20 protein-coding genes are annotated in these 22,886 nt (G+C 26.9%); all 20 read left to right on the top strand.

Features of this window, described 5'->3' with window-relative positions:
* Window positions 1–7 precede the first annotated feature (7 nt).
* Window positions 8–4,291: a PolC-type DNA polymerase III gene (locus ACTHUW_RS00990; protein ID WP_442196455.1), complete on the top strand. Its 4,284-nt coding sequence runs from the start codon at window positions 8–10 to the stop codon at window positions 4,289–4,291.
* Window positions 4,292–4,440: 149 nt separating this feature from the next.
* Window positions 4,441–4,902 (top strand): ribosome maturation factor RimP, encoded by a 462-nt coding sequence (gene rimP / locus ACTHUW_RS00995; RefSeq protein WP_442196454.1) that lies wholly within the window; start codon window positions 4,441–4,443, stop codon window positions 4,900–4,902.
* A gap of 15 nt (window positions 4,903–4,917) precedes the next feature.
* The gene (nusA, locus tag ACTHUW_RS01000) at window positions 4,918–5,973 is read left to right on the top strand and encodes a transcription termination factor NusA (protein WP_442196453.1); all 1,056 of its coding nucleotides are present in this window, start codon (window positions 4,918–4,920) and stop codon (window positions 5,971–5,973) included.
* A 14-nt stretch (window positions 5,974–5,987) separates the two neighbouring features.
* The gene (rnpM, locus tag ACTHUW_RS01005; protein ID WP_442196452.1) at window positions 5,988–6,257 is read left to right on the top strand and encodes an RNase P modulator RnpM; all 270 of its coding nucleotides are present in this window, start codon (window positions 5,988–5,990) and stop codon (window positions 6,255–6,257) included.
* Window positions 6,250–6,543 carry a L7Ae/L30e/S12e/Gadd45 family ribosomal protein gene (locus ACTHUW_RS01010; RefSeq protein WP_442196451.1) on the top strand — a complete coding sequence of 98 codons (294 nt, stop codon included), beginning with the start codon at window positions 6,250–6,252 and terminating at the stop codon, window positions 6,541–6,543. Before rnpM ends, ACTHUW_RS01010 begins: the two co-directional genes overlap by 8 nt.
* A gap of 33 nt (window positions 6,544–6,576) precedes the next feature.
* Complete coding sequence (infB, locus tag ACTHUW_RS01015) at window positions 6,577–8,619, top strand: translation initiation factor IF-2 (protein WP_442196450.1); 2,043 nt, start codon at window positions 6,577–6,579, stop codon at window positions 8,617–8,619.
* 23 nt (window positions 8,620–8,642) lie between these two features.
* Complete coding sequence (rbfA, locus tag ACTHUW_RS01020) at window positions 8,643–9,008, top strand: 30S ribosome-binding factor RbfA (protein WP_442196449.1); 366 nt, start codon at window positions 8,643–8,645, stop codon at window positions 9,006–9,008.
* On the top strand, window positions 8,998–9,966 hold the full coding sequence (locus ACTHUW_RS01025) for a DHH family phosphoesterase (protein ID WP_442196448.1): 969 nt from the start codon (window positions 8,998–9,000) through the stop codon (window positions 9,964–9,966). The genes rbfA and ACTHUW_RS01025 overlap by 11 nt, the downstream gene beginning before the upstream one ends.
* Window positions 9,960–10,859, top strand: a complete 900-nt coding sequence (gene truB, locus ACTHUW_RS01030; RefSeq protein ID WP_442199022.1) for a tRNA pseudouridine(55) synthase TruB — start codon at window positions 9,960–9,962, stop codon at window positions 10,857–10,859. Before ACTHUW_RS01025 ends, truB begins: the two co-directional genes overlap by 7 nt.
* 11 nt (window positions 10,860–10,870) lie before the next feature.
* Complete coding sequence (locus ACTHUW_RS01035; RefSeq protein ID WP_442196446.1) at window positions 10,871–11,782, top strand: bifunctional riboflavin kinase/FAD synthetase; 912 nt, start codon at window positions 10,871–10,873, stop codon at window positions 11,780–11,782.
* Between the two features lie 118 nt (window positions 11,783–11,900).
* The gene (rpsO, locus tag ACTHUW_RS01040) at window positions 11,901–12,167 is read left to right on the top strand and encodes a 30S ribosomal protein S15 (protein WP_442196445.1); all 267 of its coding nucleotides are present in this window, start codon (window positions 11,901–11,903) and stop codon (window positions 12,165–12,167) included.
* Window positions 12,168–12,225: 58 nt separating this feature from the next.
* The gene (pnp, locus tag ACTHUW_RS01045; protein ID WP_442196444.1) at window positions 12,226–14,316 is read left to right on the top strand and encodes a polyribonucleotide nucleotidyltransferase; all 2,091 of its coding nucleotides are present in this window, start codon (window positions 12,226–12,228) and stop codon (window positions 14,314–14,316) included.
* A 95-nt stretch (window positions 14,317–14,411) separates the two neighbouring features.
* Complete coding sequence (locus ACTHUW_RS01050) at window positions 14,412–15,122, top strand: polysaccharide deacetylase family protein (protein WP_442196443.1); 711 nt, start codon at window positions 14,412–14,414, stop codon at window positions 15,120–15,122.
* A gap of 53 nt (window positions 15,123–15,175) precedes the next feature.
* Complete coding sequence (locus tag ACTHUW_RS01055; RefSeq protein WP_442196442.1) at window positions 15,176–16,450, top strand: M16 family metallopeptidase; 1,275 nt, start codon at window positions 15,176–15,178, stop codon at window positions 16,448–16,450.
* Between the two features lie 110 nt (window positions 16,451–16,560).
* Complete coding sequence (locus tag ACTHUW_RS01060) at window positions 16,561–16,833, top strand: YlmC/YmxH family sporulation protein (protein WP_442196441.1); 273 nt, start codon at window positions 16,561–16,563, stop codon at window positions 16,831–16,833.
* A gap of 69 nt (window positions 16,834–16,902) precedes the next feature.
* Window positions 16,903–17,583, top strand: coding sequence for a ClpP family protease (locus ACTHUW_RS01065; protein WP_442196546.1), 681 nt, complete (start codon window positions 16,903–16,905; stop codon window positions 17,581–17,583).
* A gap of 81 nt (window positions 17,584–17,664) precedes the next feature.
* On the top strand, window positions 17,665–19,938 hold the full coding sequence (locus ACTHUW_RS01070; protein ID WP_442196440.1) for a DNA translocase FtsK: 2,274 nt from the start codon (window positions 17,665–17,667) through the stop codon (window positions 19,936–19,938).
* A 20-nt stretch (window positions 19,939–19,958) separates the two neighbouring features.
* Window positions 19,959–21,005: a tRNA 2-selenouridine(34) synthase MnmH gene (gene mnmH / locus ACTHUW_RS01075; RefSeq protein WP_442196439.1), complete on the top strand. Its 1,047-nt coding sequence runs from the start codon at window positions 19,959–19,961 to the stop codon at window positions 21,003–21,005.
* Window positions 21,006–21,010: 5 nt separating this feature from the next.
* The gene (gene rimO, locus ACTHUW_RS01080) at window positions 21,011–22,348 is read left to right on the top strand and encodes a 30S ribosomal protein S12 methylthiotransferase RimO (RefSeq protein WP_442196438.1); all 1,338 of its coding nucleotides are present in this window, start codon (window positions 21,011–21,013) and stop codon (window positions 22,346–22,348) included.
* A complete protein-coding gene (pgsA, locus tag ACTHUW_RS01085) occupies window positions 22,332–22,877 on the top strand; it encodes a CDP-diacylglycerol--glycerol-3-phosphate 3-phosphatidyltransferase (RefSeq protein ID WP_442196437.1) in 546 nt (181 codons plus the stop codon). The genes rimO and pgsA overlap by 17 nt, the downstream gene beginning before the upstream one ends.
* Window positions 22,878–22,886 lie beyond the last annotated feature (9 nt).

Below are 22,886 nucleotides of genomic sequence, written 5' to 3' on the forward strand. Positions count from 1 at the left end.
AAGTAAAATGAAATATAAAAAAATGGATTTCTTAGCTAGACAATATAATATTGATTGTAGTGATAATATAAAAAAATGTATTATAGAGAAGGTATATTTGAATAAAAATAAAAAAATAATGACGGTAAATCTTAAAAGTAAATATATAATTAATTATAAAGATATAGATCATTTAAAAGTATGTTTTAAAAATATATTAAAAGACTTAAAAAGAATTAATATTAATATAGAATATGAAATGGAATCTAAAAATATAGATTTTCTGGTAAATGAGTATTGGGATAATATAGAGTATATTATAAAAGAAAAGTTTCCCTCAAGTACTGGTTTAATAACAAATATAAATAAAAAATTAGATAATAATAATCTTGTTTTAATGGTTAATGATGAATTGTTTCTACAAAGAATGTTAAATAAAAAAGTAGAAGAAATTATTCAAAATAATTTGAGACAAGAATTTAATATAAATATAAATGTGAATATGATACTTAATGCTAATAAAGAAATGAATTATAAGGATCATTATGAAGAGAAAAAAATCGTAGAAGAAAAAATGATTAGAAATATAAATATAAATACAAACACAACATCTTCTTCTCAATCAAATAAAATAAATTCAAATATGAAAAAAGATTTTGTATATGGTAAGAAAGTGGAAGAAGATATAATACCTATAAATGAAATAAACACAAATTCAGGCACTGCTACTATAAAAGGTGAAATTTTTGATATTCAAACTAAAGATATTAAAAACGATAAAAAAATATATATGATAAGTATTACGGATTTCACTAGTTCAATACAAGTTAAAATATTTGCAAATAAAAAACAACAACCACATATAGAAGAAACCTTAGAGGTTGGAGATACTTATATTATAACTGGTGGAGTAATGTATGATACCTTTTCAAGAGAACTAGTAATGATGGGTAAGGGTATTAAAAAATCTTTTTCAATAAAAAGAAAAGATAATTATGAAGAAAAAAGAGTAGAGCTTCATTTACATACTCAAATGAGTGATATGGATGGAATGACAAGTATGGATGACTATGTAAAAAGAGCTAAAGAATGGGGACATAAAGCAATAGGTCTCACTGATCATGGTGTGGTACAAGGATTTCCTGAAGCAATGAATGCATCAAAAAAATATGGGGTAAAAGCTCTATATGGAGTTGAAGGCTATCTTGTAAATGATTCAAAAGAGATAGTAATAAATGCTCACAATCAAGACATAGATTGTGAATACATTGTATTTGATATAGAAACTACTGGTTTTTCTCCTATTAATGATGGTATCACTGAAATAGGTGCAGTTAAAATAAAAAATGGCGAGATTATAGATACATTTAGTGAACTTATCAATCCAGAAAAGAAGATACCTGAAAAGGTAATTCAACTAACTGGTATAACAGAAGCTATGGTTAAAGACAAACCTACTGTTGATAAAATACTTCCGAAATTTAAAGAATTTATAGGTGAAGATGTATTGGTTGCACATAATGCTTCTTTTGATATGGGTTTCATAAATAAAAAATATAAAGATATAAATATAACTTTAGCAAATCCTGTATTAGATACACTTCAATTTTCTAGGGAATTATATTCTCATCTAAAGAGTCATAAACTAAATAGAATAGCTAAATATTTAAATGTTAGTTTGGAAAACCACCATAGAGCTGTAGATGATTCTAGGGCAACGGCAGAGATATTATTAAAAATGATATCAGATGTCAAGGAAAAAGGTGTAAAAAAATTAGAGGAACTTAATACTATATTTAGTGATGATATAAACTTTAAATCTCAAGATTCTTTTCATATAATTATATATGCTAAAAATTATATAGGATTAAAAAATCTTTATAAAATAATATCTTTAAGTCATTTAAATTATTTTTATAGAAAGCCAAGAATACCTAAATCATTAATTAATAAATATAGAGAAGGATTAATTATTGGAACAGCTTGTGAAGCTGGTGAATTATATAGAGCTATTACTAGAAACAAATCTAATAATGAAATTAGAGATATTGTCAAGTTTTATGATTATTTAGAGATTCAACCTACTGCTAACAATGAATTTCTAATAAATAATGGAATGGTTAGAGATAAAATAGAACTTCAAAATATAAATAAAACAATATATAATTTAGGTGAAAAATATAATAAATTAGTAGTTGCTACTGGAGACGTTCATTTCATGGATCCACATGAAGAAGTTTATAGAAGAATACTTATGAGTGGTAAAGGATTTTCTGATTCTGACAATCAACCACCATTATATTTTAAAACTACTGATGAAATGATAGAAGAATTCTCTTATTTAGGAAAAGATGTTGCAGAGGAAGTAGTTATTAAAAACTCTAATATAATTGCAGATAGTATAGAGGAAATTTTACCTATACCTGATGGAACTTTTCCTCCTGTGATAGAAGGTTCAGATAATGATTTAAAGGAAATGACTTATAAAAAAGCAAAAAGCATTTATGGAGAACCTATCCCTGATATTGTAAAGGAAAGATTGGATAGGGAATTAAACTCTGTTATTAGTAATGGATATGCTGTTTTATATATTATTTCTCATAAAATAGTGAAAAAATCATTAGAAGATGGTTATCTTGTAGGTTCAAGAGGATCTGTAGGTTCTTCATTTGTAGCTACTATGAGTGATATTACTGAAGTGAATCCTTTGCCCCCTCATTATGTTTGTCCTAATTGTAAAAATAGCGAGTTTATAACTGATGGATCTATTGGATCAGGTGTTGATATGAAAGATAAAAATTGTCCTAAATGTGATACAAAATATAATAAAGATGGATTTGATATACCCTTTGAAGTCTTCTTAGGTTTTGAAGGAGATAAGGAACCAGATATTGACTTAAACTTTGCAAGTGAAGAACAGACTGTAGCTATGCAATACACAGAAGATTTGTTTGGCAAGGGACATGTATATAGAGCAGGTACAATAGGTACTGTTGCTGACAAAACTGCATATGGCTTTATCAGAAAATATCATGAAGAAAATGAATTATTATTAAATAGGACAGAAACAAACAGACTTATAAAGGGGTGTACAGGAATAAAAAGGACATCTGGTCAGCATCCTGGTGGGGTTATGGTTGTACCCCAAGATAAGGATATATATGACTTTACTCCCATTCAATATCCTGCAAATAATGGTGAATCTGGTGTTATAACTACTCACTTTGATTATCATTCTATAAGTGGTAGAATACTTAAATTAGACTTGTTAGGCCATGATACGCCAACTATAATAAAGATGCTTGAAGATTTAACTGGAATTAATGCCCAAGAGATATGTTTAGATGATAAAGCTACTATGGCAATTTTCACATCTTTAGAGACATTAAATATAAAGATAAAAGATTTTAATTATAAAACAGGTTCTCTTGGAATTCCAGAGTTTGGAACTAAATTTGTTATTCAAATGTTACTTGACACAAAACCTACTACATTTGCAGAGCTTGTGAGAATTAGTGGTCTTTCTCATGGTACTGATGTATGGCTAAATAATGCCCAAGACTTAGTTGCAAATGGAATTACTACATTAAAAGAAGTTATATCTACAAGAGATGATATAATGATGTATCTTATATATAATGGATTAGATAAAAAGAGATCTTTTAAAATCATGGAAAAGGTTAGAAAAGGTAAAGGTATAACTGAAGATGAGGAAATTTATATGAGAGATAATAATATACCTGAATGGTATATTGAATCTTGTAAAAAAATCAAATATATGTTTCCTAAAGCTCATGCTGTAGCATATGTTATGATGTCTTTTAGAATAGCTTATTTTAAAGTACATTATCCTGAAGCTTTTTATGCTACTTATTTTACTATGAAAGCAACTGATTTTGATGCTGAGCTTATAACTAAAGGAATAGAAGCTTTAAAAGAAAAAATAAAAGAATTAGAAAGTATAGGGAATGATAAAACTGCTAAAGAAAAGAATCTTTTAACAGTTTTAGAAGTTTCATTAGAAATGTATGCAAGGGGTTTTAACTTTAAAAATGTTGATTTATATAAATCAGATAGTGATACTTTCATTATTGAAGATGATGGAATATTACCTCCTTTAAAGTCCTTACAAGGTGTGGGAGAAAATGCAGCTAAAGCTATAGTAGAAGCACGTGAAAAAGGAATGTTTTTATCTATGGAAGATATCACTAAAAGAGCTAAGGTATCTAAAACTGTTATAGAAGCTTTAAAGGTTCATGGATGTTTAGAAGGAATGAGTGAAAGTAACCAATTAGACTTATTCAGTATTTGATTTTTATAAGAAAATATGATATATTATAGTTAATATAAGATTGCTTGGGAGAAGAGTGGGTTAAAAACCCACTCTTTACTTTTAGATTTATTGTATTATTTTAACTATAATTAGGTAAAATATAGTTAAATAATTTGGAGGTGAATTGTATGAATAGAAAAGATGTTGAAAGCAAGATAAGTACTATAATAGAGCCAATATCTCAAGATATGAACTTTGAATTAGTAGATTTAGAATATGTAAAAGAAGGTCCTTATAATTATTTAAGAATATTTATTGATAAAGCTAATGGAGTAAGCATAGATGATTGTCAAAACTTTAGTAAAAAGGCAAGTGAAGCAATTGATAAAAATGATCCTATAGATCAAAATTATTTTTTAGAAGTATCTTCTCCAGGTATTGACAGGCCATTTAAAAAAGATAAAGACTTTAAAATGGCTCTAAATAAAGAAGTAGAAGTTAGTTTATATAAACCCATAAATAACTCCAAAGATTATATTGGTGAATTAGAAGATTTTAATGAAGAATTAATTGTTTTAAATGTGGGAGATGAAAGTATAAAAATAAACAGAAAAGATATAGCGAAAATTAATATTGCTATAAAATTTTAAGGAGGTAATTTGGGGATGAAAGCTGAGTTTATACAGGCTTTGGAGGAAATTGGAAGAGAGAAAGGTATTTCTAAAGAGATACTAATAGATGCTATTGAAGCAGCATTAATATCTGCTTATAAAAGAAATTTTGGTTCTTCACAAAATGTAGAAGTAATTATTGATAATACTACTGGGGATGTAAAGGTTTATGCTCAAAAGGATGTAGTAAATCAAGTGGAAGATGAATTGTTACAAATATCTCTTGAAGATGCTAGAGAAATTGATGGTAGATATAATTTAGATGATGTAATAAACATTGAAGTTACACCTAAAAACTTTGGTAGAATTGCAGCTCAAACGGCAAAGCAAGTTGTAGTCCAAAGAATTAGAGAAGCAGAAAGAGATATAATATATGGAGATTTCATAAGCAGAGAAAATGAAATAGTTACTGGTATAATTCAAAAAATAAATAATAATGTATTAGTTGATTTGGGTAAAACTGAAGGTATATTATTGCCAGCTGAACAAATTGAAGGAGAAACTTATAATCATAATGATAGAATAAAAGCATATATAATTGAAGTGAAGAAAACATCTAAAGGACCTCAAATATTATTATCAAGAAGTCATCCAGGTTTAGTTAAAAGACTTTTTGAACTAGAAGTTCCTGAAATTCAAGAGGGTACTGTAGATATATTTAGTATTTCAAGAGAAGCGGGATCTAGAACCAAATTAGCTGTATACTCTAACAATGAAAATGTAGATCCAGTAGGAGCTTGTGTTGGTCATAATGGTGCAAGAGTAAAAGCAGTTGTTGATGAATTAAATGGAGAAAAAATTGACATAGTAAATTGGAGTAATGATTCAACTGTTTTTATAGCAAATAGTTTAAGCCCAGCAAAGGTTATAGAAGTTAGCGTAAATGAAGATGAGAAAAGTGCTTCTATTGTAGTGCCAGACTATCAATTATCTTTGGCTATTGGAAAAGAAGGTCAAAATGCAAGATTAGCAGCAAAATTAACTGGATGGAAAATAGATATTAAAAGTGAAAGTCAATCCAATCAAAATTCTAACAATGTAAGTGAGTAGAGGTGTGATATAATATGAAAAATAGGAAAATTCCTCTGAGAAAATGTATTGTTTGTAACGATAGAAAAGAAAAAAAAGATTTAATAAGAATTGTTAAAAACAAAGAAGACCATATATTTATTGATACTAATGGAAAATCAAATGGTAGAGGTGCATATATTTGTAAGAGTCAAGAGTGCTTTGAAAAAGCATTCAAAACTAAGGCTTTAAATAAAGCTTTTAAAACTAATATTTCAAATAAAGTTTATGAAGAGTTAAAGAAAGTGAAAAATCAAAATGAATAATGTATTATCTTTTATAGGGATAGGGCAGAAAGCTAATATAATAAAAGCTGGTGAATATAAATCGTTAGAAGCTATAAAGTTTAATAAGGCCTACTTAATAGTATTAGCTGAAGATGCTTCTGAAAATACAAAAAAGAAATTTGAAAAAGCAAGCTTAAAGAATAAGACTGAAATAATAATGTATGGAAACAAAAATATATTGGGAAATGCCTTAGGAAAAGAATTTATATCTGTTTTTGTAGTTACTGATAAGAAATTTTCCGATACATTAAAAGAAAAAATGTAAATGTATTACCTAATATTCTAGGGGGAATGTAGTATGGCAAAAAAGAGAGTTTATCAATTAGCAAAAGAGCTTAGTATTAGTAGTAAAGAACTAATTGCTAAAATGAAAGAGTTAAATATAGAAGTAACAAGTCATATGAGCACAATAGATGAAGAAGAGGCAAAAATATTGAAGGAATTATTTGATGTAAATAATAAAGAGAATGCTAAACAAAAATTTAATAAAGATGAAGGTGAAAAGAATATCGATAAATTAAAAAATGAAGACAATATAAATGAAGAAGTGACTGAAATAGAAAATGAATTAAATGATGAAAATGTAATAGAACTAGAGGGACAATTGACCGTTAAAGAACTAGGAGAAAAACTAGATATTTCTAGTAATGAATTAATTGGAAAATTAATTGGTATGGGAATTATGGCAAACATTAATCAAGAATTAGATTATGAAACTACTGAATTAATAGCTAGTGAATATGGTTATACTATTAAAGAATCTGATGTATTAGAAGAAAAGACATTAGAAGAAAAGCAAGAAGAAGAATTAGATTTTGAAGATAGTGAAGAAAAAATGGAATCAAGACCTCCTGTTGTTACAGTTATGGGTCATGTAGACCATGGGAAAACTTCATTATTAGATGCAATAAGAGAAAGTCATGTTACAGATAAAGAGGCTGGAGGAATTACTCAGCATATAGGAGCATCTACTGTTAGAATTAATGATGATAATATTGTATTTTTAGATACTCCAGGTCATGAAGCATTTACTTCAATGAGGGCTAGAGGTGCTCAGGTTACAGATGTAGCTATACTTGTAGTTGCTGCTGATGATGGGGTTATGCCTCAAACAATTGAAGCAATAAACCATGCTAAAGCTGCAGGAGTTCCTATAATAGTTGCAATAAATAAAATGGATAAATTAGATGCTAATCCTGATAGAGTAAAACAAGAATTAAGTGAACATGGTTTAGTACCTGAAGATTGGGGTGGAGATGTTATAACTGTTCCAGTTTCTGCTATTAAAGGCGAAGGCTTAGATGAACTCTTAGAAATGATACTTTTAGTTTCTGAAATGAGTGAATTAAAAGCTAATCCTAATCGTAAAGCTGTAGGTATAATTATTGAAGCTGAACTTGATAAAGGAAGAGGTCCTGTGGCTTCTGTTTTAATTCAAAAAGGCACATTAAAAGTTGGTGATTCTATTATTGCTGGAACTTCAAGTGGTAGAGTTAGAGCAATGTTAGATAATCAAGGAAAGAGAGTTAAAAAAGCAGGTCCATCAACTGCTGTAGAAATTTTAGGCTTATCTGAGGTGCCTCAAGCTGGAGACAAACTTTTTGCAGCAAAAGATGATAAAAAAGCTCGTGAACTTGCTGGTGCTAGAAAAGATCAAATAAAAAGAGATCAAATAAAATCTAAGCAAAATATTTCACTTGATGATTTGTTTGATCAAATAAAAGTTGGTGAAGTTAAAGATTTAAATATAATTATAAAAGCTGATGTTCAGGGTTCTATAGAAGCAGTTAAAGATGCCTTGGTTAAATTAAGCAATGAAGAAGTTAAGGTAAATCCTATCCATGGAGGAGTTGGAGCTATTACAGAAAGTGATATAATGCTTGCTACTGCCTCTAATGCCATTGTAATAGGTTTTAATGTGAGACCAACTACTTCTGCTACTAATTTAGCTGAAAGAGAATCAGTTGATATTAGAACCTATAGAATCATATATAAAGCTATAGAAGATATTGAAAAAGCAATAAAAGGAATGCTTGAACCTGAGTATAAAGAAGTTATTCAAGGTAGAGCAGAAGTTAGAGAGACTTTTAAAGTTCCAAATGCAGGAGTTATTGCTGGAGTATACATGCTTAATGGCAAAGTAACTAGAAATTCAAGTGCTCGTTTATTAAGAGATAACATTGTTATTCATGAAGGTAAAATTTCATCACTTAGAAGATTTAAAGATGATGTGCGTGAAATAGCTAGTGGATATGAAGGCGGTATTGGAATAGAAAATTATAATGATATTAAAGAAGGCGATATAATAGAAGCTTTCATAATGGAAGAAATCGAAAGGTAATATACTAGGAAGGTGAAATTATAATGAGCTCAAAGAGAACAGCAAGAATATCTGAAGAAATTAAAAAAATAGTTAGTTCAATGATTTTAAAAGAGCTTAAAGATCCAAGAATAGCTACTATGACTACTATAACAGAAGTTGAAGCTACAAATGATCTTAGATATGCTAAAATATTTGTATCGGTTCTTGGTAGTGAAAGAGAAAGAAAAGATACTTTAGAGGCACTTAAAAGTGCTACTGGTTTTATAAGAAAAGAAATAGGAAAGAAGATGAAGTTAAGATATATTCCAGAACCTATTTTTTATACAGATAAATCAATAGAAAACGGAATATATATTTCTAAACTTATAGATAGCATCAAAGAAGATGAAAATAAAGATGAAGATTAATATACTAAAAGAATTAGATAGGTTTGATCAAATCTATCTAATTTCTCATGTAAATCCAGATGGTGATAGTATAGGTTCATTGTTAGCTTTAGGAAAAGCATTAAAGAATATATATAATGACAAAGTAATCTTATTAAAATCAGATAATATTCCAAATAAATTTATGTTTTTAAAAGATATTGATTTACTTTCTAATTTAGATGTTTTAGATAATATAAAAGATAATTCCATATTGATAACATTGGATTGCGGTGACATTAGTAGAATAGGAAGCACTTTAAACTATATAGAAAAATTTAATAAAATTATTAATATAGATCACCATATATCAAATGATAAATTTGGGGACATAAACATTTTAGATTCAAAAACAAGCTCAACAGGTGAGATTGTTTTTAATTTATTAAAAGATAACAAATTAAAGATAGATAAAAACATTGCTACATCTTTATATATGGCTATTTCAACAGATACAGGTAGCTTTAAATATGAAAGTGCTACTTCAAAAACATATAAAGCTGCTGCTGAATTATTAGAATATGATATAGATAAATCCAAAATAATCTTTGAATTATATCAGAACAGATCTATAGAAAAAACTAATATTTTTATAGAAGCTATTAAAAATATAGAATTTCATAATGATAATAAAATAGGTAATACTACAGTAACTTTAGAAATGATGAGAAAAGTTAATGCTTCACCAGAAGATGTGAATGGAATTGTAGAATTTATAAGGGATACTGAAAATGTTGAAGTAGCCTATGTTATTAAAGAAGTTGAAAATAATAAATTTAAAATAAGTTTTAGATCTAAAGCTTATTTAGATGTATCAGCAATAGCAAATGTTTTTGGTGGCGGAGGTCATATACGAGCATCTGGAATAACTATAGATGGAGATCTTTCTAATATAAAAGAAAATTTATTAATTGAAATAAGAAAAAGGTTAAGGTGTTAGATTTGAATGGTATAATTAATGTTTTAAAACCTTCAGCTATGACATCTCATGATGTTGTAAGTTTTTTAAGGAAAACTCTAGACATGAAAAAAATTGGACATACTGGTACATTAGATCCAAATGCTTGTGGAGTTTTACCAATTTGCATAGGTAAATCCACAAAAATAATTGAATATATACAGCATAAAAACAAAAAATATAGAGCAGAAGTAACACTTGGATATTCAACAGATACTCAGGATAAATATGGTAGGGTATTAGAGACTTCTAAAAACAATGTATCTAATGATGAAATAATAAATGTGGTAAATAGCTTTAAAGGCAAAATAAATCAACTACCACCTATGTACTCTGCTCTTAAAAAAGATGGCAAAAGACTTTATGAGTTAGCAAGAGAAGGAAAGACTATAGAAAGAAATACTAGAGAAATATTTATAGAGACTATAGATATACTATCTATAAATAAAAACAAGATTATGATGGATGTCATTTGTTCTAAGGGTACTTATATAAGAACTCTATGTAATGATATAGGTGAAAGGTTAGGAACTTTTGCTCATATGTCATTTTTAGAAAGATTAAGTGTTGGAGATTTTAATTTATCAGATTCATATACATTGGAAGAAATAGTTGTTAAAAAATCTAATAATGATATGAGTTTTATTTTACCTCTGGATAATGCATTAAAATTTATGGGAAGTATATATTTAGATAAGATGTTTTATAAACATATATCAAATGGATTAAATATGAGAGCAAAGAGATTAGGAATAAGTGATTTTATATTGAATACTGAATATAAAATATATTGTAATAATGATTTTATAGGAATAGGTATATTTGCGTTAAAGAATGATGAAATTGTTTTAAAAATGGATAAAGTCCTAGTTTGAAGGTGATTAAAATGGAAATAATTGAAAATATAAATAAACAAATAAAAGATAAAACTGTAATTTGTTTAGGCAGTTTTGATGGGCTTCATATTGGCCATAAAACTTTAATTAAGAATGTTATGAAAAAATCAAAAAAAGAAAATCTAAAAAGTGTAGTATTTACATTTAGCAATCATCCTGCTAGTATTATTCCAAATAAACCTGAACCTAAATTAATAATAACTAATGAAGAAAAAATAAAAATACTTGAAAATATTGGTATTGATTTTTTTATAATGATAGCATTTAGTAAAGAATTTATGCAGATGAAACCTGAAAATTTCATAAAAGAAGTTCTTGTTAAAAAATTAAATGTAAAAAGAATAGTTATAGGATTTAATTATAAATTTGGTTATAAAGGTAAAGGTGATGCTAATTTACTTAAAAAATTAGGAGAAGAATATGATTTTGAAGTAGAAGTGGTTTCTCCCATAAAAAATAATGAAGAAGTTATTAGTAGTAGTATAATAAGAGAATTAATATTAAATGGAGAAATAAAAAAAGCCAACAAATATTTAGGAAGAAATTTTTCTATAGAGGGTAAGGTTATTCATGGTAAAAAACGTGGTAAAAACTTGGGTTTCCCTACAGCAAATATTTACTTGAATAATAATTATATAGTTCCTAAGATGGGTGTTTATAAAACTAAGACCATTTATAAATCTAATATATATAATAGCTTAACAAATGTAGGATTAAATCCTACATTTGAGAAAAATAAAGAAGTTTCAATTGAAACCTATATATTGGATTTTAATGAAGAAATATATGATGAAAATATTAAAATTGAATTTTTGTATTTTTTGAGATCAGAAAAGAAATTTAGTAGCAAGGAAGATTTAATTAAACAGATGAAGTTAGATGTAAGGGCTGTAAAAGAATAATGTTTACAATAATATAGAATTATGATAAAATTAACTTGTTATCCTTATTCTATGGTTATCGTTACCTCGGCTTTATCCTTGGAATTAGGTTTAATACAAAATATTAGGAGGTAGTAATATGATAAGTAAAGAAGCAAAAACACAAGTAATTAATGAGTACAAAACACATGAAGGAGATACAGGTTCTCCAGAAGTACAAATCGCTATATTAACTCATAGAATTAATGAGTTAAATGAACATTTAAAAGAGCATAAAAAAGATCATCATTCAAGAAGAGGTCTTTTAAAAATGGTTGGTAAAAGAAGAGGTCTTTTAAATTATTTAACTAAAAAAGATGTAAATAGATATCGTGAATTGATTCAAAGACTTGGATTAAGGAAATAATAAGAGCGGGGTATCCCCGCTCTATTATTTTAATATAGAAAATATAAGGAGGAATAACATGGAAAAGACATTTGAATATACTCTTGCTGGTGAAAAATTAAGTGTAAATATTGGTAAGGTTGCTGAACAGGCTGGTGGAGCTTGTCTTATACAATATGGAGACACAGTTGTACTTGCTACTGCTACCGCTTCTAAATCTCCCAAACAAGGAATAGACTTCTTTCCTTTAAGCGTAGATTTTCAAGAAAAACTATATTCTGTAGGTAAGATACCTGGAGGATTTATTAAAAGAGAAGGTAGACCAAGTGATAAAGCAATTCTTACTTCAAGACTTATAGATAGACCAATTAGACCATTATTTCCAAAAGGTTATAGAAATGATGTACAAGTAATTACTACTGTATTATCTGTAGATCAAGACCATACGCCAGATATTGTTGCTATGATAGGGTCTTCAATAGCACTTAGTATATCTGACATACCTTTTAAAGGTCCTACAGGATCTGTTGCAGTAGGTTTAGTTGATGGAGAATTAATAATAAATCCAGATAGTAAAAATAGAGATAAATCTGATCTTAGTTTAATAGTTTCTGGTACTAGTGATGCTATTATGATGGTAGAAGCAGGTGCAAATATTATCTCTGAAGAGACTATGTTAGATGCTATACTTACAGCACATACAGAAATAAAAGGAATATGTGGTTTTATAGATCAAATAGTAAAAGAAGTAGGAAAAGAAAAATCGGAGTATGAAGCTTTTGTAGCTGATGAAAACATAACTAAAGAAGTATATGATTTTGCTACAGAAAAAATGATAAATGCAATAAGAACAGAAGATAAACTTGAAAGAAAAGAAAATATGGATAATGTAAAGGAAGAAACAATAAATCATTTTGAAGAAATTTATCCTGATAATATTAAAGATGTTAAAGAAGCACTACAATCTATATTAAAAGAACAGGTAAGAAAAATGATAAGCGAAGATGGAATTCGTCCTGACAATAGAAAAACTGATGAAATCAGACCAATATCATGTGAAACAGGATTACTTCCTAGAACTCATGGTTCAGGCTTATTTACAAGAGGGCAAACTCAAGCATTAACTGTTGCAACCCTTGGAGCTGCTGGAGATGTTCAAGTTATTGATGGTTTAGGCGAGGAAGAATCAAAAAGATATATGCACCACTATAATTTCCCACCTTATAGTACAGGCGAAGCTAAATTTTTAAGAGGTCCTGGAAGAAGAGAAATAGGTCATGGTTCTTTAGCTGAAAGAGCTCTTGAAGTTGTTATACCTTCTGTAGATGATTTTCCATATACAATAAGGTTAGTATCTGAAGTTTTAAGCTCAAACGGTTCATCATCTCAAGCAAGTATTTGTGGTAGTACTCTTGCACTTTTAGATGCTGGCGTTCCTATAAAAGATAATGTAGCTGGTATTGCTATGGGACTTATAAAAGAAAATGATACTATAACTGTTTTAAGTGATATACAAGGAATGGAAGATTTCTTAGGAGATATGGATTTTAAAATAGCAGGAACAAAAGAAGGTATTACTGCAATTCAGATGGATATAAAAATAACAGGTATAAATAGAGAAGTATTAACTGAAGCTTTAAAAAAGGCAAAGGTTGGAAGATTATATATACTTGATAAAATGAATGAAGTAATTTCTGAACCTAAAAAAGAATTATCACCTTTTGCTCCAAGAATTCTTACAATGGAAGTAAATCCAGATAAGATTAGAGATATCATAGGACCTGGAGGGAAAATTATAAATAAAATTATAGATGAAACAGGAGTTAAAATTGATATTGAAGATAGTGGAAAGGTACTTATAGCTGCTGATGATATGGAAGCAGGTAATAATGCTATTAATATGATCAAAAATATTGTAAAAGAAGTAGAAAATGGAGAAATATATTTAGGAAAAGTAATTAAAATAATGCCTTTTGGTGCATTTGTAGAAATATTACCTGGAAAAGAAGGTTTAGTTCATATTTCTAATATAGCTAAAGAAAGAGTAGAAAAGGTTGAAGATGTATTATCTAAAGGAGATGAAGTATTAGTAAAGGTTACTAATATAGACAAGCAAGGAAGAATAAATCTTTCAAGAAAAGATGCTTTACCTCAAGAGGAAGAAAATTAAGACATAGAACTTACTAAAGTTTTATGTCTTTTTTCTTTTTATTGATTATATTTTAAATAATTATGAATATTAATATAATATGGAGGATGATGAAATTGAAAATATATTATATTAAATACAAAACAATTTATATTTCACTAATATTTATAATTATGTTATTATTTTTAACTTATTTTTATTTTAAATCTGATTCAATAGAAACGTTTAATAATAAAGATAATTTATATTATGAAGGAAATAATGATAAGGATGCTGTAGCATTTGCATGTAATGTAGACTGGGGAGAGGAATATATACCAGAGATGTTAAAATTATTTAAAGATAATGATATTAACATTACTTTCTTTGTAACAGGTAAGTGGGCCGAAAAAAATGAGATATTACTAAAAGAAATGTATGATTTAGGGCATGAAATAGGCAGTCATGGATATATGCATAGAAACTATGGTGATTTAAGCTATAATATGAATTTAGAAGAAATAAAAAAAGCAAATACTATAATTTCTAAAATGATAGGAAGAAAACCTTTATTATTTGCACCTCCATCAGGCAGTTTTAATGATGAAACCATAAAAGCTGCTAAAGAGGAAAATAATAAAACTATAATGTGGACTGTAGATACAATAGATTGGAGAGAAGATAGTACTAAAGATGTTATTGTAGAAAGAGTAATGTCAAAAGTTAAAAAAAATTCAATAGTACTTATGCACCCTAAAGAAGAAACTTTAAAATCACTACCTATTATTATAGACAAAATAAAAGATAAAAAATTATCTATTGAAACAGTATCTGATATATTGAAATAATACAGATACTTTAATATAATGATAATATAAAATTAATTTAGGAGAGAAATTTATTGTATAATAAAACAAATTTATCAAATGGGATTAGAGTAATAACAGAAAATATACCATATGTAAAATCTGCTTCAATTGGATTATGGATTGAATCTGGCTCACGCTATGAAAATGAAATTAATAATGGTACTTCACATTTCATAGAACATATGCTATTTAAAGGAACTTATAAAAGGAGTGCCAGAGATATAGCAGATCAAATTGATAGTGTTGGAGGCCAAATGAATGCCTTTACAAGCAAAGAATGTACATGTTTTTATATAAAAATATTAGATAATCATATAGATTTAGCTATTGATATCTTACAAGATATGTTATTTAATTCAAAATTCAATAAAGATGAAATTGAAAAAGAAAAAAATGTAGTTATTGAAGAAATTAATATGTATGAAGATGATCCTGAAGAGTTAGTACATGATTTATTGTCTAAAACTGTATTTCAAAATCATCCATTATCATTGCCTATATTAGGAAATAAAAATTCAGTAAAAAACTTGTCTAGAGAATCAATATTAAATTATTTTTATAATCACTATAGGCCAGAAAATATAGTGATTTCTGTAGTAGGTAATATAAAAGAAAATAATATTTTAAATACCTTAGAAAAAGCATTTGGAAAGTGGAATGTAAATGATAAAAAAAATTATAATAAAATAATAAAACCAATTATAAACAAAAATATTATAAGTAAATCAAAAGATACAGAACAAGCTCACTTATGTCTTGGTCTTGAAGGCATAAATCAATCTTCTAATCAAATATATTCTTTATTAGTTTTAAATAATATATTTGGTGGCAGTATGAGTTCTAGATTATTTCAAAAGGTAAGAGAAGATTTAGGGATAGTATATAATATTTACTCCTATCCTTCAACTTATAAGGATACAGGAATGTTTACTATATATGCGGGTTTAAATCCTAAAAATATAGTGGAACTATCCAAGATAGTTTTAAATGAAATAAAAGATATGAAAAAAAATATTTTTTCTGAAAATGAAATATATAAGTCTAAGGAGCAACTAAAAGGAAATTTCATTTTAGGTTTAGAAAATACATCAAGTAGAATGAGTTCTTATGGTAAATCCGAATTATTAAATGGCAAAATAGAAACTTCTAGTGAAATAATAAGTAATATAGATAGTGTCAATAAAAACACCATTAAAAGTTTAATGGATAATATGTTTGATATTAATAAAATAAATGTTGCATATGTTGGGAATTTAGAAAAAAACAAACGTATAAGAGATGATTTACAAGAAATATATAATAAATAAACTACCTAGGTAGTTTATTTATTATATATTTCTATCATAATTAACCTTATCATAATTGATAAACAAATATTTTAAAATATAAAACATACAATTAAATAGGAGGTGAAAAAATGGATATTTATGATATAGGACAAAATAAAAATGTAACTTTAAATGAATTAGGAGGAAAGGAAATAGTAAATTTAAATGATGGAGGAAGACTGGGAATTATAGCAGATTCAGATATTTTAATTGATGAAACTACTGGTAATATTGAAGCTTTACTAGTACCTGATGTTAGAAGTCAATTTAAATTTTTTGGAGAAAAGAAAGAGATAACTATACCTTGGAAAAGTATTAGAAAAATTGGACAGGATATGATAATTATAGAATTAAAATATTAATAAGTGGCTTACTGAATAAAGAAATCACTTTAAGATAAAAATATCATTATAATCGTTTGAAAGGATGATATAATGATGAATAAAAAAGAAAATAATGTTATAGATACAATTAAAAATTTAGGTATTACTAACATTCCCAAAAGTGAGGGTGATATTCACTTTACAACAATTATTGGTGAAATAGAAGGTCATAATATTTCACCACCACAAAAAAAATCTACTAAATATGAACATATTATTCCTCAACTTATTTCTGTACAAAGAAGTCCTGATATAAAAGGTCTATTAATTATATTAAACACTTTGGGAGGAGATGTAGAAGCAGGCCTTGCTATATCTGAAATGATAAAAAGCATAGATAAGCCTACAGTATCTTTAGTTTTAGGAGGTAGTCATAGTATAGGTATACCTCTTGCTACTTCTACAGACTATTCATTTATAACTCCTACAGCAACTATGACAGTTCATCCTATTAGGATGACAGGTCTCGTTATAGGTGTGCCTCAAACATTTCGATATTTACAAAAAATGCAAGAAAGAATATCACAATTCATATTAAGAACTAGTGATATGAATTGTGATGATTTGAAAAAGCTCATGTATGATACCGATGAAATAGCTAATGATGTTGGTACTATATTAGTGGGTGAGGAAGCAGTTAATTGTGGATTAATAAATGAAGTAGGAGGACTAAATTCTGCCATAAAAAAATTAGAATCATTAATTGTTGATAATATAAAAATAGAATAATAATATTAATTATGTTATAATTAATGACATAACTAAGGCTACTCCTTCTAGAAGGAGTAGCCTTCACATAGAGGTGAAGAAATGAGTGTAAAATCAAAAAAAAATAAAAAAAACAAAAAAACTACTAAAATAAACAAAGAAATTATAGGAATAATTATTATTTCTTTTTCAATATTATTATTATACAGTATGAATACCAAATCAACGGGCATAATTGCTAATTTAATTGGTGAAAAAACCTGGCAATTAATAGGCTCTGGCGGATACATATTCCCTTATATTATTATGCTTATAGGTATATTTTATTTGATAGACAAATTAAATATATATCAAACTCAAAAAAATATTATAATTCTTATTTCATTTTTAACTTTAATTACACTCTTTGATATAAGGTTCTTACCTACAATAGAAAATTTAAGTATTTCTGATAGAATAAATATCTCTATGGAAGCATCACTTTTATCATTTCATAGAAGTGGTGGAATTATTGGTGCAATATTAGCATTTTTATTTTTAAAATTATTTGGATCCATCGGGTCATATTTAATTTTATTCACTATTTTAATTGTATTATCATTAAGTATTACTAACATAAGTATAGTTGCATTAACAAGATTTATAATCAGTTTTATAAAGTTAATTATAGAAAAAGTAACTATATTTTACTATGATATTAAAAAAAATAAAAAAAATATAGAAACTAATAAAACAAATAAAATAAAATTAAAGCCTAATAAAGATATTAAAAAAAACAAGCAAGAAAAAAATCAATCTATTGAAAATAAGATAAAAATATTAGACTATACTAAAAATGAATATAAATCTGAAAACAATACTCATAAAATTACTTTAGAAAAAGAAGTGGAAAAAGATAATAATAAAGAAGAAAAAATAATAAGTAATAATATAAATGAATTAGATTTTATAGATGGAGAATATGATAATTATAAATTCCCATCCTTAGAGGTTCTTAAAAAGAGTGATATTATAAAAGATAAAAAAGAAAATAAAGTTATTTTAAATAATGCTAAAAAATTAGAGAACATATTGAAGAATTTTGGAATTGAAGCTGAAGTAACTCAGATAAGTAGAGGACCTACTATTACAAGATATGAATTACAACCTGCTCCTGGTATAAAGGTAAGTAGGATAGTTAATCTATCAGATGATATAGCACTAGGACTTGCATCATCTGATATTAGAATAGAAGCTCCTATACCTGGAAAAGCTGCAATAGGGATAGAAGTTCCAAATATTGATAAATCTAATGTGAATTTGAGAGAAGTTTTAGAATCAAAAGAATATCTAGATATGAAAAGCAAATTATCTTTTGCACTAGGTAAGGACATAGCTGGTAAACCAATGGTTGCAAATATTGAAAAAATGCCTCATTTACTTATAGCAGGTGCTACAGGATCTGGTAAATCTGTATGTATAAATACTCTTATTACTAGTATTTTATATAAATCGAAACCTGATGAAGTAAAATTACTTATGATTGATCCAAAAGTTGTTGAATTAAGTATATATAATGGTATTCCTCATCTACTTATACCTGTAGTTACAGATCCTAAGAAAGCTTCATTTGCTTTAAATTGGGCAGTAGCAGAAATGAATAAAAGATATAATTTATTTGCAGAAAATAGTGTAAGGGATATAAAAAGCTATAATAATAAAGCTATAGATAATGAAGAAATCAATAAATTACCTCAAATAGTGGTAATAATTGATGAACTTGCAGATTTAATGATGGTTGCACCTGGAGAAGTGGAAGATAGTATATGTCGATTAGCACAAATGGCAAGGGCAGCTGGAATTCATTTGATAGTAGCTACTCAAAGACCTTCAGTAGATATAATAACAGGTACTATAAAAGCTAATATTCCTTCTAGAATTTCTTTTGCAGTATCTTCTCAGGCTGATTCAAGAACTATATTAGATATGGGAGGTGCGGAAAAATTATTAGGTAAGGGAGATATGCTTTTTTATCCTGTAGGTTCTTCTAAGCCTAAAAGATTACAGGGAGCATATATAGATGAAAAAGAGGTTGAAAATATAGTAAGTTTCTTAAAAAAAGAAAATGAAGTTCAATATAAGGAAGAAATAATCGATAATATTGAAAAAGATGTCAATACTGTATTTGAAGACACTGATGAACTATTACCATCTGCAATAGATTTAGTTGTTAATGAAGGACAGGCTTCGATTTCTTATTTACAGAGAAAATTAAAAATAGGATATTCTAGGGCTGCTAGAATTGTAGATGAAATGGAGGAAAGAGGTATAGTTGGACCTCATGAAGGTAGTAAACCAAGAAAAGTATTAGTTACAAAAGAAGAAATTGAAAGTTAATATTTAAAGTGGGTGTTAAAGTGATAAAAAGAATTAACTATGAAGAAAGTAGAAATATTAAAGATGTTGTGTATATAGATGTAAGAAGTCCAAAAGAATATAATGAAGATACTATACCAAATTCCATAAATATCCCTCTATTTAATAATGAAGAAAGAGAAAAAATAGGATATACTTATACTCAAATAAATAAAGATGAAGCTTACAGAATGGGCTTAGAGCATGCTTCACATAAATTAGTACAATATTATGATATAATAAAAGAAATTACTAATTCAAATAAAAATGTAGTCTTATTTTGTTATAGAGGAGGTATGAGAAGTAGCTCTATTGCACAGGTATTAAATATTATGAATATGCCTATATATATTATACATGGAGGATATAAGGAATATAGAAATTTTGTTATTAATAATTTAGAGAAATATGGGAATAAATTTAATTTTATAGTTTTACATGGCTATACAGGTGTGGGTAAAACAAAAGCTTTGGTGTCATTAGAATCCAATGGTTTTGACGTTTTAGATTTAGAAAATATAGCTCAAAATAGCGGATCAGTTTTTGGAAATATATTTTTTACAAATAAATCAAGTAATCAAAAAAAATTCGAATCTTTATTATTAGATAAATTTATAAACTTCAAAAATAAACTTATTTTTGTTGAAAGTGAAAGTAAAAGAATAGGCAATTCTATTATGCCAGATTTCTTATATCAAAATATTCAAAATGGATATCATATTTTAATGGAGACAAACATAGAAAATAGGGTTGAAATAATAGGATATGATTATTTAAACAATAAGGAAAATAATACTGAAGCTGTTATAGATGCAATAAGACATTTAAAAAAGCGCTTAGGCAATGAAACTATTTCAAAGCTTGAAAATGAATTTATAAATGGTAATTATAAATATGTTATTAAAGAATTGATGATAAATTATTATGATCCATTATATGATTATTCAATAAAAAAAGTAAAAGAATATGATAGTGTAGTTTATTATGAAGATATCAATACTCTAGTAAAAGAATTAATAAAATTTAAAAGTAATATTGAAAAGAGGTAAAGTAAATGAAGGTTAAAATAACAGTGGTTTCCCTAGGTTGTTCTAAAAATCTAGTGGATTCAGAACTAATGATGGGACTATTAGATAAAGAAGGATACAAGATTATAGATACATTAGATGATGCCAATATAATCATTATAAATACTTGTGGATTTATTGAATCAGCAAAGGAAGAGTCTATAGATACAATATTAGAAATGGCAGAGTACAAAAAACATGGTAACTGCAATATGTTGATTGTGGCTGGATGTTTAGGTGAAAGATATAAAGATTTACTAATTAAAGAAATACCAGAAATTGATGCATTAATAGGTACTGGAAATATAAGAGATATTGCACAAGTAATAAAAAGTTATGATAATGAGAAAATAGTAAGATTCGGAAATATTAATGATGAATATTTAGAAGAAAATAAAAGAATACCTTTAGAGCCTGGAGTAACATCATATATAAAAATTTCAGAAGGCTGCGACAACTTTTGTACTTATTGTATAATTCCTAAGTTAAGAGGAAACTACAGAAGTAGAAAAATAGATTCTATTGTAAATGAAGCTAAAGAATTGGTTAAAAGAGGAACTAGAGAAATAATTTTAATTGCACAAGATACTTCTAAATATGGTATAGATTTATATGGTGAATACAAGTTAAATGAATTACTAGATAAATTAAATGATATTGATGAATTAAAATGGATAAGAATACTATATATGTATCCAGAAACTTTCTCACAATCTTTAATTAAATCTATAAAAGATAATAATAAAGTATTAAATTATGTAGATATCCCAATACAACATATTAGTAATAAAATATTAAAAAGAATGAATAGGGATACAAATAAAGAGTCTATAATAGAGCTTATAAATAATTTAAGAAAACAAATGCCAAATATTATAATAAGAACCACTTTGATAGTAGGATTTCCTGGTGAAACAGAAGAAGATTTTAATGAATTGTATGATTTTGTAAAGTCCACAAGATTTGATAGATTGGGAGCATTTACTTATTCTAAAGAAGAAGATACTCCTGCAAGTAATTTTGAAAATCAAATTGATGAAAATATAAAGGAAGAAAGAAGAAATAAATTAATGGAATTACAACTTGATATATCTGAAGATATACTAAGTAAAAAAATAAATAAAGAATATGAAGTTTTAATTGAAGAAGAAGTAGAAGATAATATCTATATGGGAAGATCATACATGGATTCTCCTGAAATAGATGGATGTGTTTATATAGATTCTAAGAAAAATTTAAATATAGGTGATTTTATAAATGCAAAAATAATTGAATCATACGAATATGATTTGAAAGGAGAAGTCATAGATGAATTTACCAAATAAACTTACACTTTTTAGGATTTTTCTTGTTCCAATTTTTATGTTGTTTTTGCTTGTAGATGGAATACCTTATGGAAAAATCATAGCTGCCATTGTATTTATTGTAGCTGCTTTAACTGATATGTTAGATGGGCATATTGCAAGGAGTAGAAATTTAATTACTAAGTTTGGAAAATTTATGGATCCATTGGCAGATAAGCTTTTAGTTTCTTCTGCATTAATATCATTAACAGAGTTGGGCATTATTCCTGCATGGATGGTAGTAGTTATTATTGCTAGGGAATTTGCTATAACAGGACTTAGAGTACTTGGTGCATCTGAAGGTATTACAATAGCAGCTAGCAAATGGGGCAAAATAAAAACAATTACCCAATTAGTTGCTATAATAAGCATATTGCTTAATAATTTCCCATTTAATTATATAGGATTTCCTTTTGATAGAATTATGCTATATTTAGCTGTAATATTTACTATTATTTCAGGTGTAGATTATATATATAAAAATATTGAATTATTAAAAGTTCAAAATTAGTAGGAGGAA

The organism is Senegalia sp. (in: firmicutes) (assembly GCF_052088025.1).
Taxonomy (GTDB): Bacteria; Bacillota; Clostridia; order Tissierellales; family SIT17; genus Anaeromonas.

Excerpts from the sequence above, each read along its gene's own strand:
- ACTHUW_RS00990 (WP_442196455.1), top strand. The coding sequence starts at position 8 with ATGAAATATAAAAAAATGGATTTCTTAGCTAGACAATATAATATTGAT.
- rimP (WP_442196454.1), top strand. The coding sequence starts at position 4,441 with ATGAATAGAAAAGATGTTGAAAGCAAGATAAGTACTATAATAGAGCCA.
- nusA (WP_442196453.1), top strand. The coding sequence starts at position 4,918 with ATGAAAGCTGAGTTTATACAGGCTTTGGAGGAAATTGGAAGAGAGAAA.
- rnpM (WP_442196452.1), top strand. The coding sequence starts at position 5,988 with ATGAAAAATAGGAAAATTCCTCTGAGAAAATGTATTGTTTGTAACGAT.
- ACTHUW_RS01010 (WP_442196451.1), top strand. The coding sequence starts at position 6,250 with ATGAATAATGTATTATCTTTTATAGGGATAGGGCAGAAAGCTAATATA.
- infB (WP_442196450.1), top strand. The coding sequence starts at position 6,577 with ATGGCAAAAAAGAGAGTTTATCAATTAGCAAAAGAGCTTAGTATTAGT.
- rbfA (WP_442196449.1), top strand. The coding sequence starts at position 8,643 with ATGAGCTCAAAGAGAACAGCAAGAATATCTGAAGAAATTAAAAAAATA.
- ACTHUW_RS01025 (WP_442196448.1), top strand. The coding sequence starts at position 8,998 with ATGAAGATTAATATACTAAAAGAATTAGATAGGTTTGATCAAATCTAT.
- ACTHUW_RS01035 (WP_442196446.1), top strand. The coding sequence starts at position 10,871 with ATGGAAATAATTGAAAATATAAATAAACAAATAAAAGATAAAACTGTA.
- rpsO (WP_442196445.1), top strand. The coding sequence starts at position 11,901 with ATGATAAGTAAAGAAGCAAAAACACAAGTAATTAATGAGTACAAAACA.
- pnp (WP_442196444.1), top strand. The coding sequence starts at position 12,226 with ATGGAAAAGACATTTGAATATACTCTTGCTGGTGAAAAATTAAGTGTA.
- ACTHUW_RS01060 (WP_442196441.1), top strand. The coding sequence starts at position 16,561 with ATGGATATTTATGATATAGGACAAAATAAAAATGTAACTTTAAATGAA.
- ACTHUW_RS01070 (WP_442196440.1), top strand. The coding sequence starts at position 17,665 with ATGAGTGTAAAATCAAAAAAAAATAAAAAAAACAAAAAAACTACTAAA.
- rimO (WP_442196438.1), top strand. The coding sequence starts at position 21,011 with ATGAAGGTTAAAATAACAGTGGTTTCCCTAGGTTGTTCTAAAAATCTA.
- pgsA (WP_442196437.1), top strand. The coding sequence starts at position 22,332 with ATGAATTTACCAAATAAACTTACACTTTTTAGGATTTTTCTTGTTCCA.